Genomic DNA, 19,159 nt, shown 5'->3' on the forward strand with positions numbered 1-19,159 from the left:
TAATATGACAAATAGCAGTATATATTTTTTCGTTGTTTTAATATCTATTATAGTTTCTATAATATCAATAAGATATGCTATGAATCTAAGAAATTACTTAAAAGAGTTTATATCTGTATCTAAAAAAATAAGTAATAAAGAATTTCATTCCAAGATAAACATCTCTGCAAAAGGAGAACTAGGAGAGTTAGTTGACAATTTTAATTATATGATAGACACAATAGACACGACTATACAAGAAGTTGAATATAAAAATTTACAACTTAAATCTATTGTAAAAAGTATATCGCATGGTATTTTAGCTATAGATATAAATGGAAATGTTTTACTGATAAATGAAGAGGGAAAGAATATAATAAAGACCTCAAAAAAAGAATTGATAGAAGGAAAGAATATAAATCACGTAATAAAAGATGAAACCATATTAAGAGAGATATCTAGGTTTATAGGATCTAAAAAAACAAAAATGAAGCAAATTACTAATGATGAAGAAATTGTATATAACATTAAATTAGATCCAATTTACCTTCAAAGTAGTAAAAATGTTATAATTGGATCTATAATAAATATAGAAAATATTACAGAACGAGTAAGATTAGAAAACATGAGAAGTGATTTTGTAGCAAATGTTACACATGAATTAAAAACTCCACTAACGTCTATAAGTGGGTTTGTAGAAACATTGAGGATAAATGAAAATATAGACTATAAAACTAGAGATAGATTTTTAGGTATAATTGAAAATGAATCTGATAGATTAAAAAGACTTATAGATGATATTTTACTTCTTTCATTTATAGAAAATAAAGATACTATATGTAATGAAAAAATAAATTTATCAAATATATTTAAAGAAGTATATGAGCTAACTATAAATTCTGCAAGATCAAAACATATAGAATTAAAGTATAAAATTGAAGATGAGGAGCTTGAAATTGACTCAAATAGAGACTATATAAAGCAAATATTTTTAAATTTAATAGATAATGCTATTAAATATACTTCTGATGGAGGATTTGTAGAAACTATAATATATCAAGATGAAAAAAATATAGTTATAAAAATAAAAGATAATGGAATTGGAATACCAAAAGACGATACTTTAAGGATTTTTGAAAGATTTTATAGAGTGGATAAAGCTAGAAGTAGAGATGTGGGTGGAACAGGATTGGGATTAGCTATAGTTAAGCATATCGTTAAATCTTTAAATGGAAACATAGATGTTAAAAGTGAATTAAATGTAGGAACTGAATTTATAGTTACTATACCTAAAAAAAATTTCCTTGATTAAGGAAATTTTTTTTGTTTTTTTGAGCAAAATAAATGTAGCAAAAATAAAAAGGAGGATTAAAAATGGATGATGCTACATTATTTAGGCGTGCATTTGGGGTAGCTTTAGTTTTGGGGGTATTATCAAGACTTATAGTTTTAAGGATAATAAACAAACAACAACCTACATTACCACAAGATTATATAGAACAATTAATATTATCTTTTATTGCATCAGCACTTGGAGCAATAGCATTTCCTGCATTATTAGATCAAGAATTTGCAGCATTAACTTTTTTATCTGTAGGAATACAACAATTCCAAGAAGTTGCGAGTGAAGAAGAACTTACTTTATCTAATATAGAACCAAATGAACTAGTTGGAAAAGGGATAACTTACATTCATGATGTTTCTAAAAATTATGAGGTTAGAAATTATTTAAGTATATTCTCATCTCTAGCGGCATCTATTGCATTTATATTAGGCAATAATATTTTGAAATTAAACTTTATTATGTGTGTTTTAGGATCAATTATAGCAACGGGAATAGTTGCTTACATATTCAAAAAAATATTAGCAAATAAAAGTTTAGAAGATATAGTAGATGTTGAGATAGTTCCGATAGAATTTGATGGACCATTATTAAAAGTTGGTGGAGTTGTTATAACCAATATAGGGTTAGAAAACTCGAGAAATAAGTATCTTAAAAAGGGTATAGGTTTAAAAGTTGTGCCAAAGGATTTAGTATCTGCAGGAATAATTGGAGACCCAGCACAACAACAAGCAATGCTTTACAATGTGTATACACATATGGGTATAGATAAAGATGTAGATGAACCAGAATTTTCTCCTATAGCTAGAACAAATCCAAGTGACAACTCGGTTAATTTTGGATTTATACCATTAGTAAAAGACATAGCTTTAACTGTAGAGGCAATAAAAAGCACACCTATACTAGATAGTTCAAAAGGCAATAATAATGCATATGCGAAAAGCAAATAAAACAAAGAATTATAAGAGGTGTAATTTATGAAAGGTATTTTCTTGATTGGAATTGCGATAGGTATTATTTCTAGGATTATAACATTGAAAAATGATAGAAAACAGTATCCAACGCAACCTAATATGTTAGTGTCACAAATTGTATTGGCAGTTATAGGTTCAGCGTTAGGAGCTATGTTAGTTCCAGCATTAATTAAAAAATCATATACATCTATAACTTTTTTATCTCTAGCTGCAAGTCAATTCAGACAAGTTAGACATAGCAAACGAAATGTGTTAAATGATATGGAAGATTCACTTTTAGTAAAGCGAGGAGGAGGTTTTATAGAAGAAATAGCTTTGACATATGAAGTAAGAAGCTATACATGCATACTTACAGCACTTACAACATCTTCTGTTTATCATCTCGCGAAAACGGAGTTATATTTAAATGAAAGCGGAAGTATATTTTTAGGTTCTATAGCAGGAATAGCATTAGCACTTATATTTAAAAAATTATTTGTAAGAGAGAGCATAGGTGCTATTGCAGAAGTAGTTCCTGCTAAAATATCATTTGATGGACCTTTATTAAAAGTTAATGATGTTGTAATTTCAAATATAGGATTAGAGTCATCTAGACAGAGATATTTAGACTATGGATTAGCTGTAGAAATAATACCTAAGGATGGAAGTTACACAAATAGTGGAATAATTTTAAATCCTGGACAAAGACAAACTATAGCAAACATAGCTTATTCTAGGTTAGGGATAATGAGAACTCCTGATGAACCAGACTTTATACCTCTTTTAAGAAGAAACCCTAAAAATGAAAGTTTACTAATGCCTTATATACCTATAGAAAAAGATATAAATAAATTAATTGCAGCTGTAAAAAGCACTCCTATAATAGAGAGTTCTAGAGGGAAAAACTGGGCATTAAAAAGATTTACTATAAAAAATTAAAAAGGGGTGTGAAATATGAATGTAAGTATAACTGATGCCACACTAGCTATAGTAACTATAAATAAAGATATGAAATCTTCTAACTTTCCTGTGTTTTATGTAGAAAATGAAAAAGAATTACAAGATAGAGCTTTGATAATATCTAAAACTATGGGTGGCATGGTACATGACGTATTACATGGAACTCTAATAATAGTAAGGCATTAAAGGTACCGTTAATGGTACCTTTTTATTGACTATTTTAAATAAAACGTGTTAATATAATGTGATGTACTTAAAATGAAAAGTGGTGAAATTTATGGAAGTAAATGTAAAAAACATAAATAATATAATAAGTAAAGTATATAAAGACAGTATTGCACAAGAATTAGGTATAGAAGTTGGAGACTTACTGATTTCTATAAATGATCAACCTATACATGATATAATAGAATATAGATTCTTGTTAAGTGATGAGTACTTAGAAGTTGAGATAAAGAAGAAAAACAATGAAATTTATGTATATGAGATAGAAAAAGAATATGATGAGGATTTAGGTATAGAATTTACTAATCCTATAATAGATAAAGCTAAAAGTTGTAGAAATAAATGCGTATTTTGTTTTATAGATCAACTACCAAAAGGAATGAGGGAGACGCTTTACTTTAAAGATGATGATTCAAGATTATCGTTTTTACAAGGAAATTTTGTAACTCTTACGAATATGAGTGAAGAGGATATAGATAATATAATTAAATATAGGATAAGCCCTATAAATATATCTGTACACACTACTAATCCAGAACTTAGACAAACTATGATAAAAAATAAGTTTGCAGGTAGATTATATGAAATAATGAAAAGATTAGCTGATGCGCAGATACAAATGAACTGTCAAATTGTTTTATGTCCAGGATATAATGATAAAGAAGAATTAGAGAGAACTGTATCAGATTTAACAAAGTTATATCCATATGTAAATAGTGCGGCAGCTGTTCCGGTAGGAATAACTAAACATAGAGATCACCTTCCAAATTTAGATATATTTAATGAAAATACAGCAAGTGAAACTATTGATTTAGTTCATAAATTACAAAATAAGTACCTTAAAGAAATAGGAACTAGATTTATATTTTTATCTGATGAATTTTATATGATTGCCAATAAGCAGTTATTAGAATATGATGAGTATGAAGGTTTTATACAATTTGAAAATGGAGTAGGTATGATAAGTAAACTTGAAAGAGAAATAAAAGATTACTTGAAAAATATACCTAACGATAAATCAAATATTAGCAAAAAAATATCTATAGCTACAGGGCATTCGGCATATAACTTTATGAATGATATGGCAAAGTGTGTAATGGAAAAATGTCCAAATGTAGAAATAGAAGTATACAAAATAATAAATAATTTCTTTGGGGATACGATAACTGTATCTGGACTAATAACAGCTACAGATATAATAGACCAACTTAAGGATAAAGATCTAGGACAAACTTTATATATACCAAGAAGTATGTTAAAAGCAGATGAGGAAATATTCTTAGATAATATGACTTTACAAGAGTTAAAAGACATTATGGATATTGAAGTCATACCTTGCTTAAATGAAGGTAAAGACTTTGTTGACAAGATATTAAAATAAGAAGGGAGATTATTATGAACGATAATAGACCAGTAGTTGCAGTAGTAGGAAGACCTAATGTTGGAAAATCAACATTATTTAATAAGTTAGCAGGAAAAAGAATTTCAATAGTTGAAGATACTCCAGGAGTAACAAGAGATAGAATATTCACAGAGGTTGAATGGTTGAATAAATATTTCACACTTATTGATACAGGTGGTATAGAGCCAAATAGTGATGACATAATATTATCTCAAATGAGAAATCAAGCTATGCTTGCTATGGATATGGCTCATGTTATAATGTTTGTTGTTGATGGGAAAGCAGGACTTACAGCAGCAGATAGAGAAGTAGCACAAATGCTTAGAAAAACAAAAACACCAGTTATACTAGTTGTAAATAAAATTGATAGCCAAAGTCAATTTGACAATGTATATGATTTTTATGAATTAGGACTAGGAACTCCATTTGGAATATCTAGTGCAAATAGTATGGGGCTTGGAGATTTACTTGATGAAGTTGTAGCTAATTTCCCAGAAGGATTAGACACAGAGTATGACGAAGATATAATAAGAGTAGCAATAACAGGTAAGCCTAATGCTGGAAAGTCTTCTATATTAAACAATATGCTAGGAGAAGATAGAGTTATAGTAAGTCCTATAGCAGGAACAACTAGAGATGCAATAGATACTTACTTAGAAAAGGGAGATCATAAATTCCTTTTAATAGATACAGCAGGATTAAGAAGAAAAAGTAAAATATATGAGAATGTAGAAAAATATAGTGTAATAAGAGCTATGAGTGCTGTTGATAGAGCAGATGTAGTACTTATAGTAATAGATGCTGAACAAGGTGTTACAGAGCAAGATACTAAGGTTGCAGGTATTGCACATGATGAAGGTAAAGCTTGTTTATTTGTAATAAATAAGTGGGACTTAATAGAAAAAAATGATAAAACGATGAGTTTATACACTAAAGAAATAAGAGATAAGTTCCCGTTCATGGCATATGCACCTATAGTTTTCGTATCTGCTAAAACTAATCAAAGAATGAATAAAATATTAGAATCAGTAGTATTTTTAGCTGAAGAACATGCTAAGAGAGTTCCAACATCAACATTAAATGATGTAATAGGAGAAGCTGTACTTCTTAATCAACCACCTTCAGATAAAGGAAAGAGATTAAAAATATACTATGGATCTCAGACAGGAACACAACCACCTAAGTTTACTTTATTTATAAATGATAAGAGCCTTACTCACTTCTCATATCAAAGATATCTTGAAAATAAAATAAGAGAAAACTTTGGATTTGAAGGTACGCCTGTTAGATTTGAATATAGAGAAAAGAGAAGATAGAAATTAGGGGGATGAATATGATAAATTACCTAATTATAGTTATTATTTCCTATTGTATAGGAAGCATATCAACTTCATATATTATTGCAAAAAAAATGATGGGTGTTGATATAAGAACCCAAGGTTCAGGAAATGCAGGATCAACAAATGTATTAAGAACTTTAGGCAAAAAAGCTGGAGCATTGACTTTTTTAGGCGATTTACTTAAAGGTGTCGCAGCAGTTCTTATTGCTAGATTAATAGCATATGTGACTCATATGGATATGATTAATTCAGCATATATAGCTGTTGTATTTGTTGTAATAGGACATAATTGGCCAGTGTTTTTAGGATTCAGAGGCGGGAAAGGTGTTGCTACATCTTTAGGTGCAATGATAGCAATTAATCCAATTATAGCTTTAAGCTGTTTTGCATTTTTTATATTAATTGTATATGTAACTAAGTATGTTTCGCTAGGATCTGTGCTTAGTATATGTACATCTCCTATAATAATGCTATTTATAGGAAACTACAAAGGTGTAGCTGTTACACTATTTTTATCTGCATCAGTAGCTTATAAACATAAAGAAAACATAAAGAGACTGATAAATGGAACGGAAAGAAAAATAGGTGAAAAAAAATAATACTTTAATTGTATTTAGGTGGTGTTTCTATGGAAAAAATTTGTGTATTAGGAGCTGGAAGTTGGGGAACTGCATTAGCTCTTGTGGTAGCTAAAAAAGGCTACGATGTTTCAATGTGGACTTTAAACGAAGAACAGTCTAAAAATATAAATCAAACTAGAGAAAACAAAGATTATCTTCCTGGAGTAAATATACCTGAAAATATAAGTGTTACAACTGAATTAGAAGAAGCTGTAAATAATAGTTCTATTATAGTATTGGCAGTTCCTTCTCAAGCTGTAAGAAGTATATGTAAGCAAATAAAGCCATTTGTAAAATCTAATCAAATATTAGTTGACGTTGCAAAAGGTTTAGAAAAAGGAACAGGATTAAGGTTATCACAAGTATGTGAAACAGAATTGCCAGAATGTAAATATGTAGTTTTATCTGGACCATCTCATGCGGAAGAGGTATCAAGAGATATACCGACTACTGTTGTTGTAGCATCAAAAGATTTAACAGCTTCAGAAAAAGTACAAGACATATTTATGAGTCCTAAATTTAGAGTATATACAAATCCAGATGTTGTTGGAGTTGAGCTTGGTGGAGCTTTAAAAAATATAATAGCATTTGGAGCTGGAATATGCGATGGATTAGGATATGGAGACAATGCTAAAGCAGCTCTTATGACTAGAGGAATAAGAGAAATAAGTAGATTAGGAGTTGCATTAGGCGCAAAAGCATCTACTTTTTCAGGACTATCAGGAATAGGAGATCTAATAGTTACTTGCACAAGTATGCACAGTAGAAATAGAAGAGCTGGTATTCTTATAGGGCAAGGTAAGAGCTTAGATGAAACGCTAAAAGAAGTTAAAATGGTTGTTGAAGGAATTACAGCGACTGAAGTTGCTTATGAAGTTGCTAAAGAATTGAATATAGAAATGCCTATAACTAATGCTATTTATTCTGTCCTACATAACGGATCAGATACAGATAAAGTAGTAGATGAGTTAATGATGAGAAATCGAACTCACGAAGTTGAAGAGGTAGTTAAAGAAAAACTAGATATTTAAATCTAGTTTTTTTTTCTTTTTGTAATATTAATCCTATTATTCAAATATACTTTATTAAGAATTTGTATGCAGGAGGGTTATAGATGAATAATATATATGAAGATATAGCAAAAAGAACTCAGGGGGATATCTATATAGGTGTAGTTGGTCCTGTTAGAACAGGTAAGTCTACTTTTATAAGAAAATTCATGGAGTTGTTAGTTTTACCTAATATAGAAAATGAATTTAAGAGAGAAAGAACACAAGATGAAATACCTCAAAGTGGTTCAGGTAAGACTATAATGACAGTTGAGCCTAAATTTGTTCCAGCAGATGGAGTAGAAATAAAAATTAAAGAAAATGTTTCAATGAAAGTTAGAATGGTAGATTGTGTAGGGTACATAGTTGATGGCGTTTTAGGACATGAGGAAGATGGAAAGCAAAGACTAGTATCTACTCCATGGTCAAATGAAGCTATGACTTTTGAAAAAGCCGCAGAAATAGGAACTAAAAAAGTTATAAGAGACCACTCTACTATAGGTATTGTAATAACTACAGATGGAAGTGTTACAGGCATAGATAGACATGGATATTCTATACCTGAAGAAAGAGTTATCAATGAGTTAAATGAATTGAGAAAACCATTTGTAATAGTTTTAAATACTCTAGATCCATACGCTGAAGAAACTTTAGAATTAAAAAGAGAATTAGAAGAAAAATATGATAAACCAGTAATACCATTAAATGTTTTAGCTATGGATGAAGAAGACATAGAAGAAGTTATGGAAAATGTGTTGTATGATTTTCCTGTTAATGAAATAAATATAAACTTCCCTAAGTGGATAGAAGGGTTAGAAAAGAATCATTGGATAAAGAATAATATAATATGTGCAATAAAGCAGAGTATAAATGATGTTGGGGTTATAAGAGATGTAAATAATATTATAGATGGATTTGAGGAGTTAGATTTCTTAGAAGAAACCCAAGTTGATAATGTTGAGTTAGGAGAAGGGGTAATAAGTATAAATTTAGGAACTAAAAAAGATTTATTCTATAATGTATTGGAAGAGAAGAGTGGGTTTAAAATAGATGGAGAGTATGAGTTACTAAACTTAGTAACTAGACTATCTAGAGTCAATACAGAATATGAAAAAGTAGAGCAGGCGTTAATAGATGTTAGAGAAAAAGGATATGGATTAGTAGCTCCTACAATAGATGAGTTAACATTAGATGTTCCAGAAATAGTAAAGCAAGGGAAACAATACGGGGTAAGGTTGAGAGCTAAGGCTGGATCTATTCATATGATTAAAGCTGATATTTCAACAGAAATATCTCCAGGAGTAGGAACAGAACAACAAGGTAAAGAAATGTTAGAAAGTCTTTTAAAAGGATTTGAAGAAAATCCAAATGAAATATGGGAATATAATTTATTTGGAAAATCATTACATGATCTTGTTAAAGATCAACTACAAAGTAAGTTGTATATGATGCCAGAAGACGTAAGATTTAAGATACAAAAAACTTTACAAAAAATAATCAATGATGGTTGTTCAAATATAATAACTATTATTTTATAAAAAGATGGGCGCATACTATATAGTATGCGCCTTTTTATGTGAAAAAGTTCCAAATATAATTCCAAATATATGCTTTTGATTGTTAATAAAGATGAAAACATAAAATGAATATAAATTTAGATAAAGTAAGTTATTTATAAGTAATTCATTTTTAGTTAAATTCAATATAAGAAGGAGTTGAATTTTAATTGAAGAAATAAATATAGTATGCAGTAATTTATGTTAGGGGGATAAAGATTGAAGAGGGTAAAATTAAAGTATAATAAAATAATTTTAGGGTGTATATTAATTTATATAGTTTCAAATGTGATTATTATGGTAATGAAGAATAATATAGATACTTTAGTGTTAGAAAATCAAACCATACAAGAAAGTTTTAAGAAGAAAGGATTAATAATAAGGGATGAATATTTGATAAATGCTAATATGGATGGAAATATAGAATACTGTGTAAAAGAAGATTCAAGGGTAAAGAAAGATGATCAAATAGCCTATATATATAATGAAAATGTAAATAAATCAGATAAAGAAAAATTAAATTCATTACAAACAGATATATCAAATATACAAGTTGGGAATACAAAAGTTGTCAAATCAGATGTAGAAAAAATAAATAAAAATATAAGTGATATAAGTCTTGGGATACAAAAAAAAATATTAGATAATAATATAGACATACATAAGGAAGTTGAAAATATCAATTTTTTAATAAAAGATAGAAATCATTTAATAAATAGTGATTTCAATGATAAATCACTTAAAAATAAACAATCACAGGCAAAAGAGGTTAGTGATTTAATAAATAAAAATACTGAGACTTTTAGAGCTGAAAATTCAGGAAGTATATCTTATCAGTTTGATGGCAATGAAGATAATTTTAACTTTGATAAAATTAGCGAAATAAAAACAATGGATATAGAAAGCATAGAAAGTAAATACATGGATATAGAAAAGGATACAATTGTAAAAAAGGGAGAACCTGTAGCTAGGGTTATTAATAATTCAAAACAGTATGTAGCTATAAGTTGTAGTGATGATGAAGTTAAAAAAATGGAGATAGGACAAGAAGTTATTTTATCTAGTAAGATTGAAAAAATAAATGCTAATGTATATGATATATACAAAGATGGTTCAAATTACATAGTTATATTAGAGATAAGTGAACAAAATGTGGAAATTTATGATACAAGAGTCCAAGAATTTGATATAATATATAAGTCAATAGAAGGTTTAAAAGTTCCTAAGAATGCTATTTTGAAGGTTGATGATAAACAAGGAGTTTACGTTGTATCTGAAACTGGAGATGCAAAATTTGTAGAAGTAAAAGGAACTTTATATGAGAGTGAAGAATATATAATTATTGATCATTATAAAAATGACATAAAAGGAATAGATACTGTAAGTATTTATGATGAAATAATATTAAACCCTAAATTTAAGAAAGGGTTTTATCTAAAGTAGGTGATTAAATGAACACTATTAAATATAATATGGATACTATAAAAAATAGAATTGAAAATTCGTGTCAAATATCAAATAGACCAAAAGAAGATGTTAAACTGATAGCAGTAACAAAAACTGTAGATGTAGATGCAATAAAAGAAGCTATAAGTTGTGGAACTACAGATGTAGGTGAAAATAAACCCCAGGAATTAGCAAGAAAGTTCGATGCAATAGGTGATAGCGTAAGATGGCATTTTATTGGAAGTTTACAAACTAACAAGGTAAAATATATAATTGATAAAGTTTACATGATACACTCGATAGACAGGCTTTCATTATGTGATGAAATTCAAAAAAGAGCAGAAAAAATAGACAAGCAAGTGAATTGTTTAATTCAAGTGAATATATCTAAAGAAGAAAGTAAGCATGGGATACTTGAAGAAGATGCTATAGACTTTATAAAAGATATATCCGAAAATTATCCAAACATAAGTGTAAAAGGACTTATGACTATGGCACCTAATACAGAGGATGAAGAAGTAATCAAATCTGTATTTAAAAGATTAAAAGATTTATCTATAAATATAGATAATGAAAATATAAATAATGTGTCTATGAATGAGTTATCTATGGGGATGAGCAATGATTTTGAAATAGCTGTTCAACAAGGAGCTACTTTTGTAAGAGTGGGTACTTCTATATTTGGGCAGAGAAACTACAATAAAAAATAAAAATATAATGTAATGGAGGATGTTGATTATGGGCAATGGTTTTTTAGGCAAGATAAAAGATTGGATGACTGATGAAGTAGATGAAGATTTAATGGACGAAGAAATGGAAGAAATAGAAGAAGAAATAGAAGTAGAAGAAGATTTAGGCGGTGGAGTAGGATCTATAACACAACCTAAGAGTAACAAAATAGTTAATATACATACAGCTGGACAAATGAAAGTAGTTATAGTTGAACCTAAAAAATATGAAGAAGTTACTTCTATAGCAGATCAACTAAAACAAAGAAGAGCTGTAATAGTTAATTTAGAAAACTTAGATGATGCAGTTACTCGTAAATCTATATTTGATTTTATGAATGGAGCTGTTTATGTATTAGATGGAAGTATACAGAAAGTATCTAAAGCTATATTTATATTAGCACCTAATAATGTAGATATAGATGCGAACATGAAAAAAGAATTAGAAAGTAAAGCATTTTTCCCATGGCAAAATAAATAAAAAGGAGTAATATAAATATGATAAAATACTCTTTAATTGTTTTAACTAATATTATTCAATATGCAATAATAATAAGAGCATTTATGACTTGGATACCAGGAGCTGTAGAATCAAAGGCATATGATGTAATAGGTATGTTAACAGAACCTATAGAGGGACCGATAAGAAATGTAATGCACAGATATTTTGAGGGTCCCATAGATTTTTCACCTATAGTTGCAATATTTGCATTACAACTTATAAGAATATTAATAAGTTCTATATTTTAACTGGTGATTTAGCAATTAATTATGGATAAAATAACACTTACGAATCACATTAGAGATATTGATTTAAAAAATAAAATGTTTAAAGTTATAGATAAAGCATATGCTTGTATAAAAAACTATGATATAAGATATACAGATTTTTTAAATCCTTATGAGATAAAAAGTGCAACAGCTATATTAACTAGTTTTAGCGACATTAAATATACCGTTGAAGGCGGTATAAATGAAGCTGAAAGAAGTTTAATATGCATATACCCTTATTATATGGAATATGAAGATATAGAATTGCCAGTTAAAGCATTACAAATAGAGGGAAATTTTAAATTTAAAGAAATAAAACATAAAGATTATCTAGGTTCATTACTTGGACTAGGTATAAAAAGAGAAAAAATTGGAGATATAAATATACATGATAACTTTTGTCAAGTTGTTGTTAGTAAAGATATATCGGATTTTATAGAAATGAACTTAACTAAGGTTTCTAAAAATAATATTACTGTAAAAGAAATAAGTACTAATCAAATAAAATACTCACAGTATAAGTTTAAAGAAATATCGTCTACTATATCATCTCAAAGATTAGATTGTATAATAAGTGGAATATATAATATTTCAAGGCAAGATAGTTTAAAACTTATAAATTCAGAAAAAGTATTTGTTGATTATGAAAAGATAACTTCTATATCAAAATTAGTTCAAAGCGAATCTCTTATATCGGTAAGAGGAAAAGGAAGAGTAATAATAACTGAAATAGGTGAAGTTACTAAAAAAGGCAAGATCAAGGTAAAAGCGAGAATAATATTATAGGAGGGGAATATATGCTAACTCCAGTAGAAATAGAAAATAAAGAATTTAAAAAAGGAATACGTGGATATAGAGAAGATGAAGTAGATGAATTTTTAGACATAGTAAAAGAAGATTTTGAGAATGTATACAGAGAAAATCTAGACTTGAAAGAAAAGGTTAGAATGTATCATGATCAAATAAATAAATATGAAAATATAGAAGAAACATTAAAAGCAACACTTATTACAGCTCAAACTGCAGCTGAAGATACTTGTAGTGCGGCTCATAAAAAGGCTAAAATAATAGTAGAAGAAGCTGAGTTAAGATCAAGACAAATAATTGAACAAGCTAACAATAGGGTTATAGAAATTAGAAAAGAATATGATTCTATTGTCAAGGAGTTTAAAGTATTTAGAAATAAATTTAAATCTTTATTAGAAGATGAGATTAGAAGTGTAGATGATATATTTTCTGATATAGATGAAAATAGTGTTGAAAAAATAGAAGAGCTTCAAAAAGAATTATCAGATGCTCTAGAATAAAAATATATTGACTATTTGTACAATTTATTATAAAATTTCATACATATACAATATTATATTTATAAATAAAGGCTATGATGGAGAAAGTAGGCTTTAGATAATTTTACAGAGAGTTGGGTAAGCTGAGAACCAATAAATTTATAAAGATGAAGATCACTCCGAAGCTGCAGGCTGAACGATTAAACTATTAAGCTGTGCCGGGTAGATACCGTTAAATTGAAAGAGTGTTACATATGTAAATACTAAATTTACATGTGTGAAATTAGGGTGGTAACGCGAGTAATAACTCGTCCCTTTCTAGGGGCGGGTTTTTTTTATGTATAAATTAAATAAAAACCAAAAAAGGAAGGTGGATTAGAATGACTAAATTTAAGTCACTAGTGGACTCTTCAGTAAAAGAAGCGGAAGCTAATGTATCTGAGTACTGGAATGATATAAATATGCTAGAGAAAACTCTAGAAAAAGGTAAAAATGATCCTAGTTTTGTATTTTACGAAGGACCTCCGACAGCAAATGGTAATCCAGGAATACACCATGTTATAGCTAGAACTCTTAAAGACTCTGTTTGTAGATATAAAACTATGAATGGATATCAAGTAAAAAGAAAAGCTGGATGGGATACACATGGATTACCAGTTGAGATACAAGTAGAAAAAGAATTAGGTTTATCAGATAAGCAACAAATAGAAGCTTATGGATTAGATAAATTTAATAAAAAGTGTAGAGAGTCTGTTTTTACATTTGAAAAACAATGGAGAGATATGACTGAAAGAATGGCTTATGAAATAGATTTAGACAATCCTTATATAACTTTAGATAACAATTATATAGAATCTGTATGGTGGATACTAGATAAGTTTAATAAAGAAGGATATGTATATGAAGGTCATAAGATACTTCCATATTGCCCAAGATGTGGAACTGGTCTTGCATCTCACGAGGTTGCTCAAGGATATAAAGAAATAAAAAATAATACAGTAATAGCTAAGTTTAAAAGAAAAGATGCTAATGAATATTTCTTAGCATGGACAACAACTCCTTGGACTTTACCATCAAACGTAGCTTTAACTGTAGGACCTAAAATAGATTATATAAAAGTTAAACAAAATGATGAAGTTTATTATGTTGCTAAAGCTTTAGCTAATAAAGTTTTAGGTGAAGACTATGAAGTTATAGAAGAATTAAAAGGTAAAGATTTAGAGTATGTTGAATACGAACAGTTAATGCCATTTGTTGAAGCTGATAAAAAAGCATTCTTTGTAACTTGTGGAGATTACGTAACAACTGAAGATGGTACAGGTATAGTTCATACAGCACCAGCATTTGGTGAAGATGACTACAACTTAGGTAGAAAATATGATTTACCAGTATTACAACCAGTTTCAGAATCAGGTAAATTTACAACTACTCCATGGGAAGGCAAATTCGTAATGGAAGATGGAGTAGATGTTGAAATAATAAAATGGTTACATGGAGAAAATAAATTATTCAGCAAGGAAAAAGTAGCTCATAACTACCCACATTGCTGGAGATGTCAAACTCCACTTTTATACTACGCTAAACCAAGCTGGTATATAGAAATGACTAAATTAAAAGACCAATTAATAGCAAATAACAAAACTGTTGAATGGTATCCAAGCTTCGTTGGAGAAGGAAGATTTGGTAACTGGTTAGAAAATTTAAATGACTGGGCAATATCTAGAAGTAGATATTGGGGAACTCCTCTTAATGTATGGAAATGTGAATGTGGACATAAAGAGTCTGTAGGTTCTAGAAAAGAATTAGCTGAGAAAGCTATAGAAAATATAGATCCAGAGACTATAGAGTTACACAGACCATATGTTGATGATATACACTTTAAGTGTGAAAAGTGTGGAGAAACTATGACAAGAGTAACTGAAGTTATAGACTGTTGGTTTGATAGTGGATCTATGCCATTTGCACAACATCATTACCCATTTGAAAACAAAGAAAACTTTGATGAGTTATTCCCAGCAGACTTTATATGTGAAGGTATAGATCAAACTAGAGGTTGGTTCTACTCATTACTTGCTATATCTACTTTCGTTACAGGAAAAGCTCCATATAAAAAAGTTTTAGTTAACGATTTAGTATTAGATAAAGAAGGTAAAAAGATGAGTAAATCAAGAGGAAACACAGTAAATCCTTTTGAATTATTTGATCAATATGGAGCAGATGCATTAAGATGGTATTTATTATATGTATCTCCACCATGGACTCCAACAAGATTTGATGTAGATGGATTAAAAGAAGTACAAAGTAAATTCTTAGGAACTATGAAAAATGTTTACAACTTCTTTACTCTATATGCAAATACTGATGGAATAAACCCTTCAGAATTCTTTGTTGAATACAAAGATAGACCAGAACTTGATAGATGGATATTATCTAAGTTTAACAACTTAAAGAAAGAAGTAGAAGAAAACTTAGAAATATTTGAATTAAATAAGACTGTTAGAATGATACAAGAGTTTATAAATGAAGATTTATCTAACTGGTATATAAGACGTTCAAGAAGAAGATTCTGGGCTACTGAATTAACTGAAGATAAGAAATCAGTTTATAATACAACTTATGAAATATTAACAGAACTTTGTAAGTTAATAGCTCCATTTACACCATATATAGCAGAAGAAATATACAGAAACTTAACTAATGAAACTTCAGTTCACTTAACAACATATCCAAAAGCTAAGATGGATTTAATAGACAACAACTTAGAAGAAAAAATGGATTTAGTTAAAAATTTAGTCACATTAGGAAGAGCATCAAGAGAAGCTACAAGAATAAAAGTTCGTCAACCAATACAAAAAGTTTTAGTCGATGGAAAATTCGAAGAAACTATAAGTGATGTAGTGGATTTAATAAAAGAAGAATTAAATGTTAAAGAAGTTGTATTTGCAAAAGATTTAGGTGAATATATGAACTTTACATTAAAGCCAAACTTTAAAGTTCTAGGTCCAGTTCTAGGATCTAAAATGAAATTCTTTGCAGGTACATTAAATAAACTTGATGCAAGTGAAGTGGTTTCTAAATTAGAAGCTGGTGAGTCTATAACTGTAGATATAGATGGTGAAGATTTCAACTTTAACAAAGAACATGTGTTAATAAATATATCAGCTAAAGAAGGATTTAATGTTACAATGGAAAATAATCTATTTGTAATATTGGATACAACTTTAAATGAAACTTTAATAAATGAAGGATATGCAAGAGAGTTTATATCTAAAATACAACAATTAAGAAAATCTAATGACTTTGATGTATTAGATAACATAGATATACAATATTGTTCAGATGACGAAATAGCAAAAGCTATAAATGAATATTCAGATTATATAAAATCAGAAACTCTAGCTATAGAAATAAGTAGAGTTGAAGATGAAGATATAGAAAAACATAACTTAAATGACCATATGACTGGTATAAAAGTTATAAGAAAATAAAAAAATAAAAAAATTCCTAGATGAATAATCTGGGGATTTTTTTGTTTTTGCAAGAATTAAAAAAAATTATGCAAAAAATGGTTAAAGATATTGTATACAACTTAATTATAAAAAGCATTTTGATAATACAACTTTAAAAAATATTGCAAAATAACTCGAAATATATCGAAAATAATAAAAAATAAGAACTTTTGCAAAATTCATGAAAATGTTTGCCTGATATGATAAAATAAAGAAGAATCAAAAGACAACAGGGGAGGACTTGTGAATGAATACAGCAAGCAAAAAGAAATCAAAAGTTCAAATTTTTATGGATTGGATAGAAAAGCTTGGAAACAAACTACCTCATCCAGTATTAATGTTTATGTATATAGCTGCATTTGTATTAATATTATCAGCGGTGTTAGGAACATTTGGGGTAGTGGCGCAAACACCACTTGGGGATTTTCCAATAAACAACTTATTAGGTCAAGAACCAATACAAGTTTTAAAGGTAGGAGCTAACGGAACTGCAGTTGCAGAAAGATATTCAAATGGACTGTCTTATGTAATAGGTACAGGAATATCTAACTTTATGAATATGTATGCAATAGGTACTATACTTATAATAATGTTAGCAATCGGACTTATGGATCAAAGTGGATATTTATCAATAGCAATGAAAAGTATAGTCTCAGCAACACCTACTAAACTAGTAACACCAGTTGTTATATTCTTAGGAGTTATGTCTAATATGGCATCTGATGCAGGGTATGTTGTGTTAATACCTCTTGCAGCATTAATGTATTATACGTTAGGTAGACACCCATTAGCAGGGCTTGCAGCAGGTTTTGCTGGAGTTTCAGGTGGGTTTAGTGCAAATCTTTTTGTAAGTTCAACTGATGCCTTACTATTACCTTTTACACAAGCGGCAGCGGAAACAGGCGATGCCATGGTAGGGACTAGTTTAGCTAGTGGACTTTCAGTAACAAGTAACTGGTTTTTCATGATGGGATCAACTTTAGTAATTATAATATTAGGAACAATAGTAATTGATAAATTTGTAGAGCCAAGATTAGGGACTTATAATAAAAAAGAAGCTGATGTTGAAGAAGATCATGAAGTAACTCAAAAAGAAAAAGAAGCATATAAGTTTACTAACAAAATATTATTATTAGTTATAGGACTTATAGTATTAGCTGCATTACCGATAGATACAGGAAATAAGATACCTTTAGTTGGAGATTTATCTACTAATGTTGGATTATGGGTAGTTAATTCAGATGGGACAGCTACTTTCAATCTTGTAGATAGTTTCTTAGATTCTATATTCTTTAAAGGTGACATGGTAATCATGTTAATGTTTGTTATATTTGCAATAAGTGGATTAGTTTATGGATTTAAGTCAGGTAAATTTAAAAAGAGTGCAGATATAGTGCCTGCTATGTGTAAAGCAATGGCTGATATGGCACCAATAATAGTTATATTATTCTTTGTTGCACAGTTTATAAACTACTTTAATGATTCACATTTAGGAGTATTAGTTGCATCCTTAGGAGCAAAATTAGTATCACTTATTCCAGAGGGAAACATGTTTATGTCTATACTTTTAATGGTAGCATTTATATTCTTAACAGCCTTTGTAAATTTATTTATGGGTGGAGCATCATCTAAGTGGGGATTACTTGCACCGATATTTGTGCCAATGTTAATGGTTGCTGGATTTTCACCAGCAGGTGTACAGTTAATGTATCGTATAGGAGATTCTTCTACGAACATAATATCACCGTTGATGAGTTATCTTGGAGTTATAGTAGTATTTGGACAAAAGTATAAAAAAGATTTTGGAGTTGGAAATTTAATGAGTATGATGATGCCAATATCAATGGCATTTTTAATAGGATGGACTGTATTTGCTATTATTTGGGCTTTAGTAGGATTCCCAATAGGACCCGGAACTCAATTTTTTATATAATAAGTTAAAGAAAAAGAACAAAGAGTATACTCTTTGTTCTTTTTTATGTTTTAAAATAAA

17 protein-coding genes and 1 other annotated feature are annotated in these 19,159 nt (G+C 28.9%); all 17 genes read left to right on the forward strand.

Features of this window, described 5'->3' with window-relative positions; genetic code table 11:
- The first annotated feature begins 4 nt into the window (after positions 1-4).
- The 17 genes from ACRCYC_RS17540 (at position 5) to ACRCYC_RS17620 (ending at position 19,099) form a co-directional block, all read left to right on the forward strand.
- Positions 5-1,291, forward strand: a complete 1,287-nt coding sequence (locus ACRCYC_RS17540) for a HAMP domain-containing sensor histidine kinase (RefSeq protein WP_438620394.1) — start codon at positions 5-7, stop codon at positions 1,289-1,291.
- A gap of 62 nt (positions 1,292-1,353) precedes the next feature.
- Positions 1,354-2,271, forward strand: coding sequence for a YIEGIA domain-containing protein (locus tag ACRCYC_RS17545; protein WP_438620395.1), 918 nt, complete (start codon positions 1,354-1,356; stop codon positions 2,269-2,271).
- Positions 2,272-2,298: 27 nt separating this feature from the next.
- Positions 2,299-3,213, forward strand: coding sequence for a YIEGIA domain-containing protein (locus ACRCYC_RS17550; RefSeq protein ID WP_438620396.1), 915 nt, complete (start codon positions 2,299-2,301; stop codon positions 3,211-3,213).
- 15 nt (positions 3,214-3,228) lie between these two features.
- The gene (locus tag ACRCYC_RS17555; protein ID WP_438620397.1) at positions 3,229-3,420 is read left to right on the forward strand and encodes a capping complex subunit for YIEGIA; all 192 of its coding nucleotides are present in this window, start codon (positions 3,229-3,231) and stop codon (positions 3,418-3,420) included.
- A gap of 91 nt (positions 3,421-3,511) precedes the next feature.
- Positions 3,512-4,840, forward strand: a complete 1,329-nt coding sequence (locus ACRCYC_RS17560; protein ID WP_438620398.1) for a DUF512 domain-containing protein — start codon at positions 3,512-3,514, stop codon at positions 4,838-4,840.
- 14 nt (positions 4,841-4,854) lie between these two features.
- Complete coding sequence (der, locus tag ACRCYC_RS17565) at positions 4,855-6,177, forward strand: ribosome biogenesis GTPase Der (RefSeq protein WP_438620399.1); 1,323 nt, start codon at positions 4,855-4,857, stop codon at positions 6,175-6,177.
- Between the two features lie 11 nt (positions 6,178-6,188).
- On the forward strand, positions 6,189-6,800 hold the full coding sequence (plsY, locus tag ACRCYC_RS17570; RefSeq protein WP_438620400.1) for a glycerol-3-phosphate 1-O-acyltransferase PlsY: 612 nt from the start codon (positions 6,189-6,191) through the stop codon (positions 6,798-6,800).
- Positions 6,801-6,829: 29 nt separating this feature from the next.
- The gene (locus tag ACRCYC_RS17575) at positions 6,830-7,852 is read left to right on the forward strand and encodes an NAD(P)H-dependent glycerol-3-phosphate dehydrogenase (protein WP_438620401.1); all 1,023 of its coding nucleotides are present in this window, start codon (positions 6,830-6,832) and stop codon (positions 7,850-7,852) included.
- A gap of 83 nt (positions 7,853-7,935) precedes the next feature.
- Complete coding sequence (gene spoIVA / locus ACRCYC_RS17580; RefSeq protein WP_438620402.1) at positions 7,936-9,408, forward strand: stage IV sporulation protein A; 1,473 nt, start codon at positions 7,936-7,938, stop codon at positions 9,406-9,408.
- A gap of 237 nt (positions 9,409-9,645) precedes the next feature.
- Complete coding sequence (locus ACRCYC_RS17585; RefSeq protein WP_438620403.1) at positions 9,646-10,869, forward strand: HlyD family efflux transporter periplasmic adaptor subunit; 1,224 nt, start codon at positions 9,646-9,648, stop codon at positions 10,867-10,869.
- Positions 10,870-10,877: 8 nt separating this feature from the next.
- Positions 10,878-11,582: a YggS family pyridoxal phosphate-dependent enzyme gene (locus ACRCYC_RS17590; RefSeq protein WP_438620404.1), complete on the forward strand. Its 705-nt coding sequence runs from the start codon at positions 10,878-10,880 to the stop codon at positions 11,580-11,582.
- Positions 11,583-11,610: 28 nt separating this feature from the next.
- Positions 11,611-12,081 (forward strand): cell division protein SepF, encoded by a 471-nt coding sequence (locus ACRCYC_RS17595; protein WP_438620405.1) that lies wholly within the window; start codon positions 11,611-11,613, stop codon positions 12,079-12,081.
- 17 nt (positions 12,082-12,098) lie between these two features.
- Positions 12,099-12,350: a YggT family protein gene (locus ACRCYC_RS17600; RefSeq protein ID WP_438620406.1), complete on the forward strand. Its 252-nt coding sequence runs from the start codon at positions 12,099-12,101 to the stop codon at positions 12,348-12,350.
- A 21-nt stretch (positions 12,351-12,371) separates the two neighbouring features.
- Positions 12,372-13,157, forward strand: a complete 786-nt coding sequence (locus ACRCYC_RS17605) for an RNA-binding protein (RefSeq protein WP_438620407.1) — start codon at positions 12,372-12,374, stop codon at positions 13,155-13,157.
- An 11-nt stretch (positions 13,158-13,168) separates the two neighbouring features.
- Positions 13,169-13,678, forward strand: coding sequence for a DivIVA domain-containing protein (locus ACRCYC_RS17610; protein WP_438620408.1), 510 nt, complete (start codon positions 13,169-13,171; stop codon positions 13,676-13,678).
- Between the two features lie 65 nt (positions 13,679-13,743).
- Positions 13,744-13,976 (forward strand) — a binding site (T-box leader).
- 61 nt (positions 13,977-14,037) lie between these two features.
- Positions 14,038-17,145 (forward strand): isoleucine--tRNA ligase, encoded by a 3,108-nt coding sequence (gene ileS / locus ACRCYC_RS17615; protein ID WP_438620409.1) that lies wholly within the window; start codon positions 14,038-14,040, stop codon positions 17,143-17,145.
- A gap of 268 nt (positions 17,146-17,413) precedes the next feature.
- Positions 17,414-19,099, forward strand: coding sequence for an AbgT family transporter (locus tag ACRCYC_RS17620; RefSeq protein WP_438620410.1), 1,686 nt, complete (start codon positions 17,414-17,416; stop codon positions 19,097-19,099).
- The last annotated feature ends 60 nt before the right edge of the window (positions 19,100-19,159 follow it).

The organism is Paraclostridium sp. (assembly GCF_051657365.1).
In the GTDB taxonomy this organism is placed as follows: domain Bacteria; phylum Bacillota; class Clostridia; order Peptostreptococcales; family Peptostreptococcaceae; genus Paraclostridium.

Coding starts and splice junctions, on each gene's coding strand:
- ACRCYC_RS17605 (WP_438620407.1), top strand. CDS start 12,372: ATGGATAAAATAACACTTACGAATCACATTAGAGATATTGATTTAAAA.
- ACRCYC_RS17590 (WP_438620404.1), top strand. CDS start 10,878: ATGAACACTATTAAATATAATATGGATACTATAAAAAATAGAATTGAA.
- ACRCYC_RS17610 (WP_438620408.1), top strand. CDS start 13,169: ATGCTAACTCCAGTAGAAATAGAAAATAAAGAATTTAAAAAAGGAATA.
- ACRCYC_RS17545 (WP_438620395.1), top strand. CDS start 1,354: ATGGATGATGCTACATTATTTAGGCGTGCATTTGGGGTAGCTTTAGTT.
- ACRCYC_RS17600 (WP_438620406.1), top strand. CDS start 12,099: ATGATAAAATACTCTTTAATTGTTTTAACTAATATTATTCAATATGCA.
- ACRCYC_RS17575 (WP_438620401.1), top strand. CDS start 6,830: ATGGAAAAAATTTGTGTATTAGGAGCTGGAAGTTGGGGAACTGCATTA.
- ACRCYC_RS17620 (WP_438620410.1), top strand. CDS start 17,414: ATGAATACAGCAAGCAAAAAGAAATCAAAAGTTCAAATTTTTATGGAT.
- plsY (WP_438620400.1), top strand. CDS start 6,189: ATGAATATGATAAATTACCTAATTATAGTTATTATTTCCTATTGTATA.
- spoIVA (WP_438620402.1), top strand. CDS start 7,936: ATGAATAATATATATGAAGATATAGCAAAAAGAACTCAGGGGGATATC.
- ACRCYC_RS17595 (WP_438620405.1), top strand. CDS start 11,611: ATGGGCAATGGTTTTTTAGGCAAGATAAAAGATTGGATGACTGATGAA.
- ACRCYC_RS17540 (WP_438620394.1), top strand. CDS start 5: ATGACAAATAGCAGTATATATTTTTTCGTTGTTTTAATATCTATTATA.
- der (WP_438620399.1), top strand. CDS start 4,855: ATGAACGATAATAGACCAGTAGTTGCAGTAGTAGGAAGACCTAATGTT.
- ACRCYC_RS17560 (WP_438620398.1), top strand. CDS start 3,512: ATGGAAGTAAATGTAAAAAACATAAATAATATAATAAGTAAAGTATAT.
- ACRCYC_RS17550 (WP_438620396.1), top strand. CDS start 2,299: ATGAAAGGTATTTTCTTGATTGGAATTGCGATAGGTATTATTTCTAGG.
- ileS (WP_438620409.1), top strand. CDS start 14,038: ATGACTAAATTTAAGTCACTAGTGGACTCTTCAGTAAAAGAAGCGGAA.
- ACRCYC_RS17555 (WP_438620397.1), top strand. CDS start 3,229: ATGAATGTAAGTATAACTGATGCCACACTAGCTATAGTAACTATAAAT.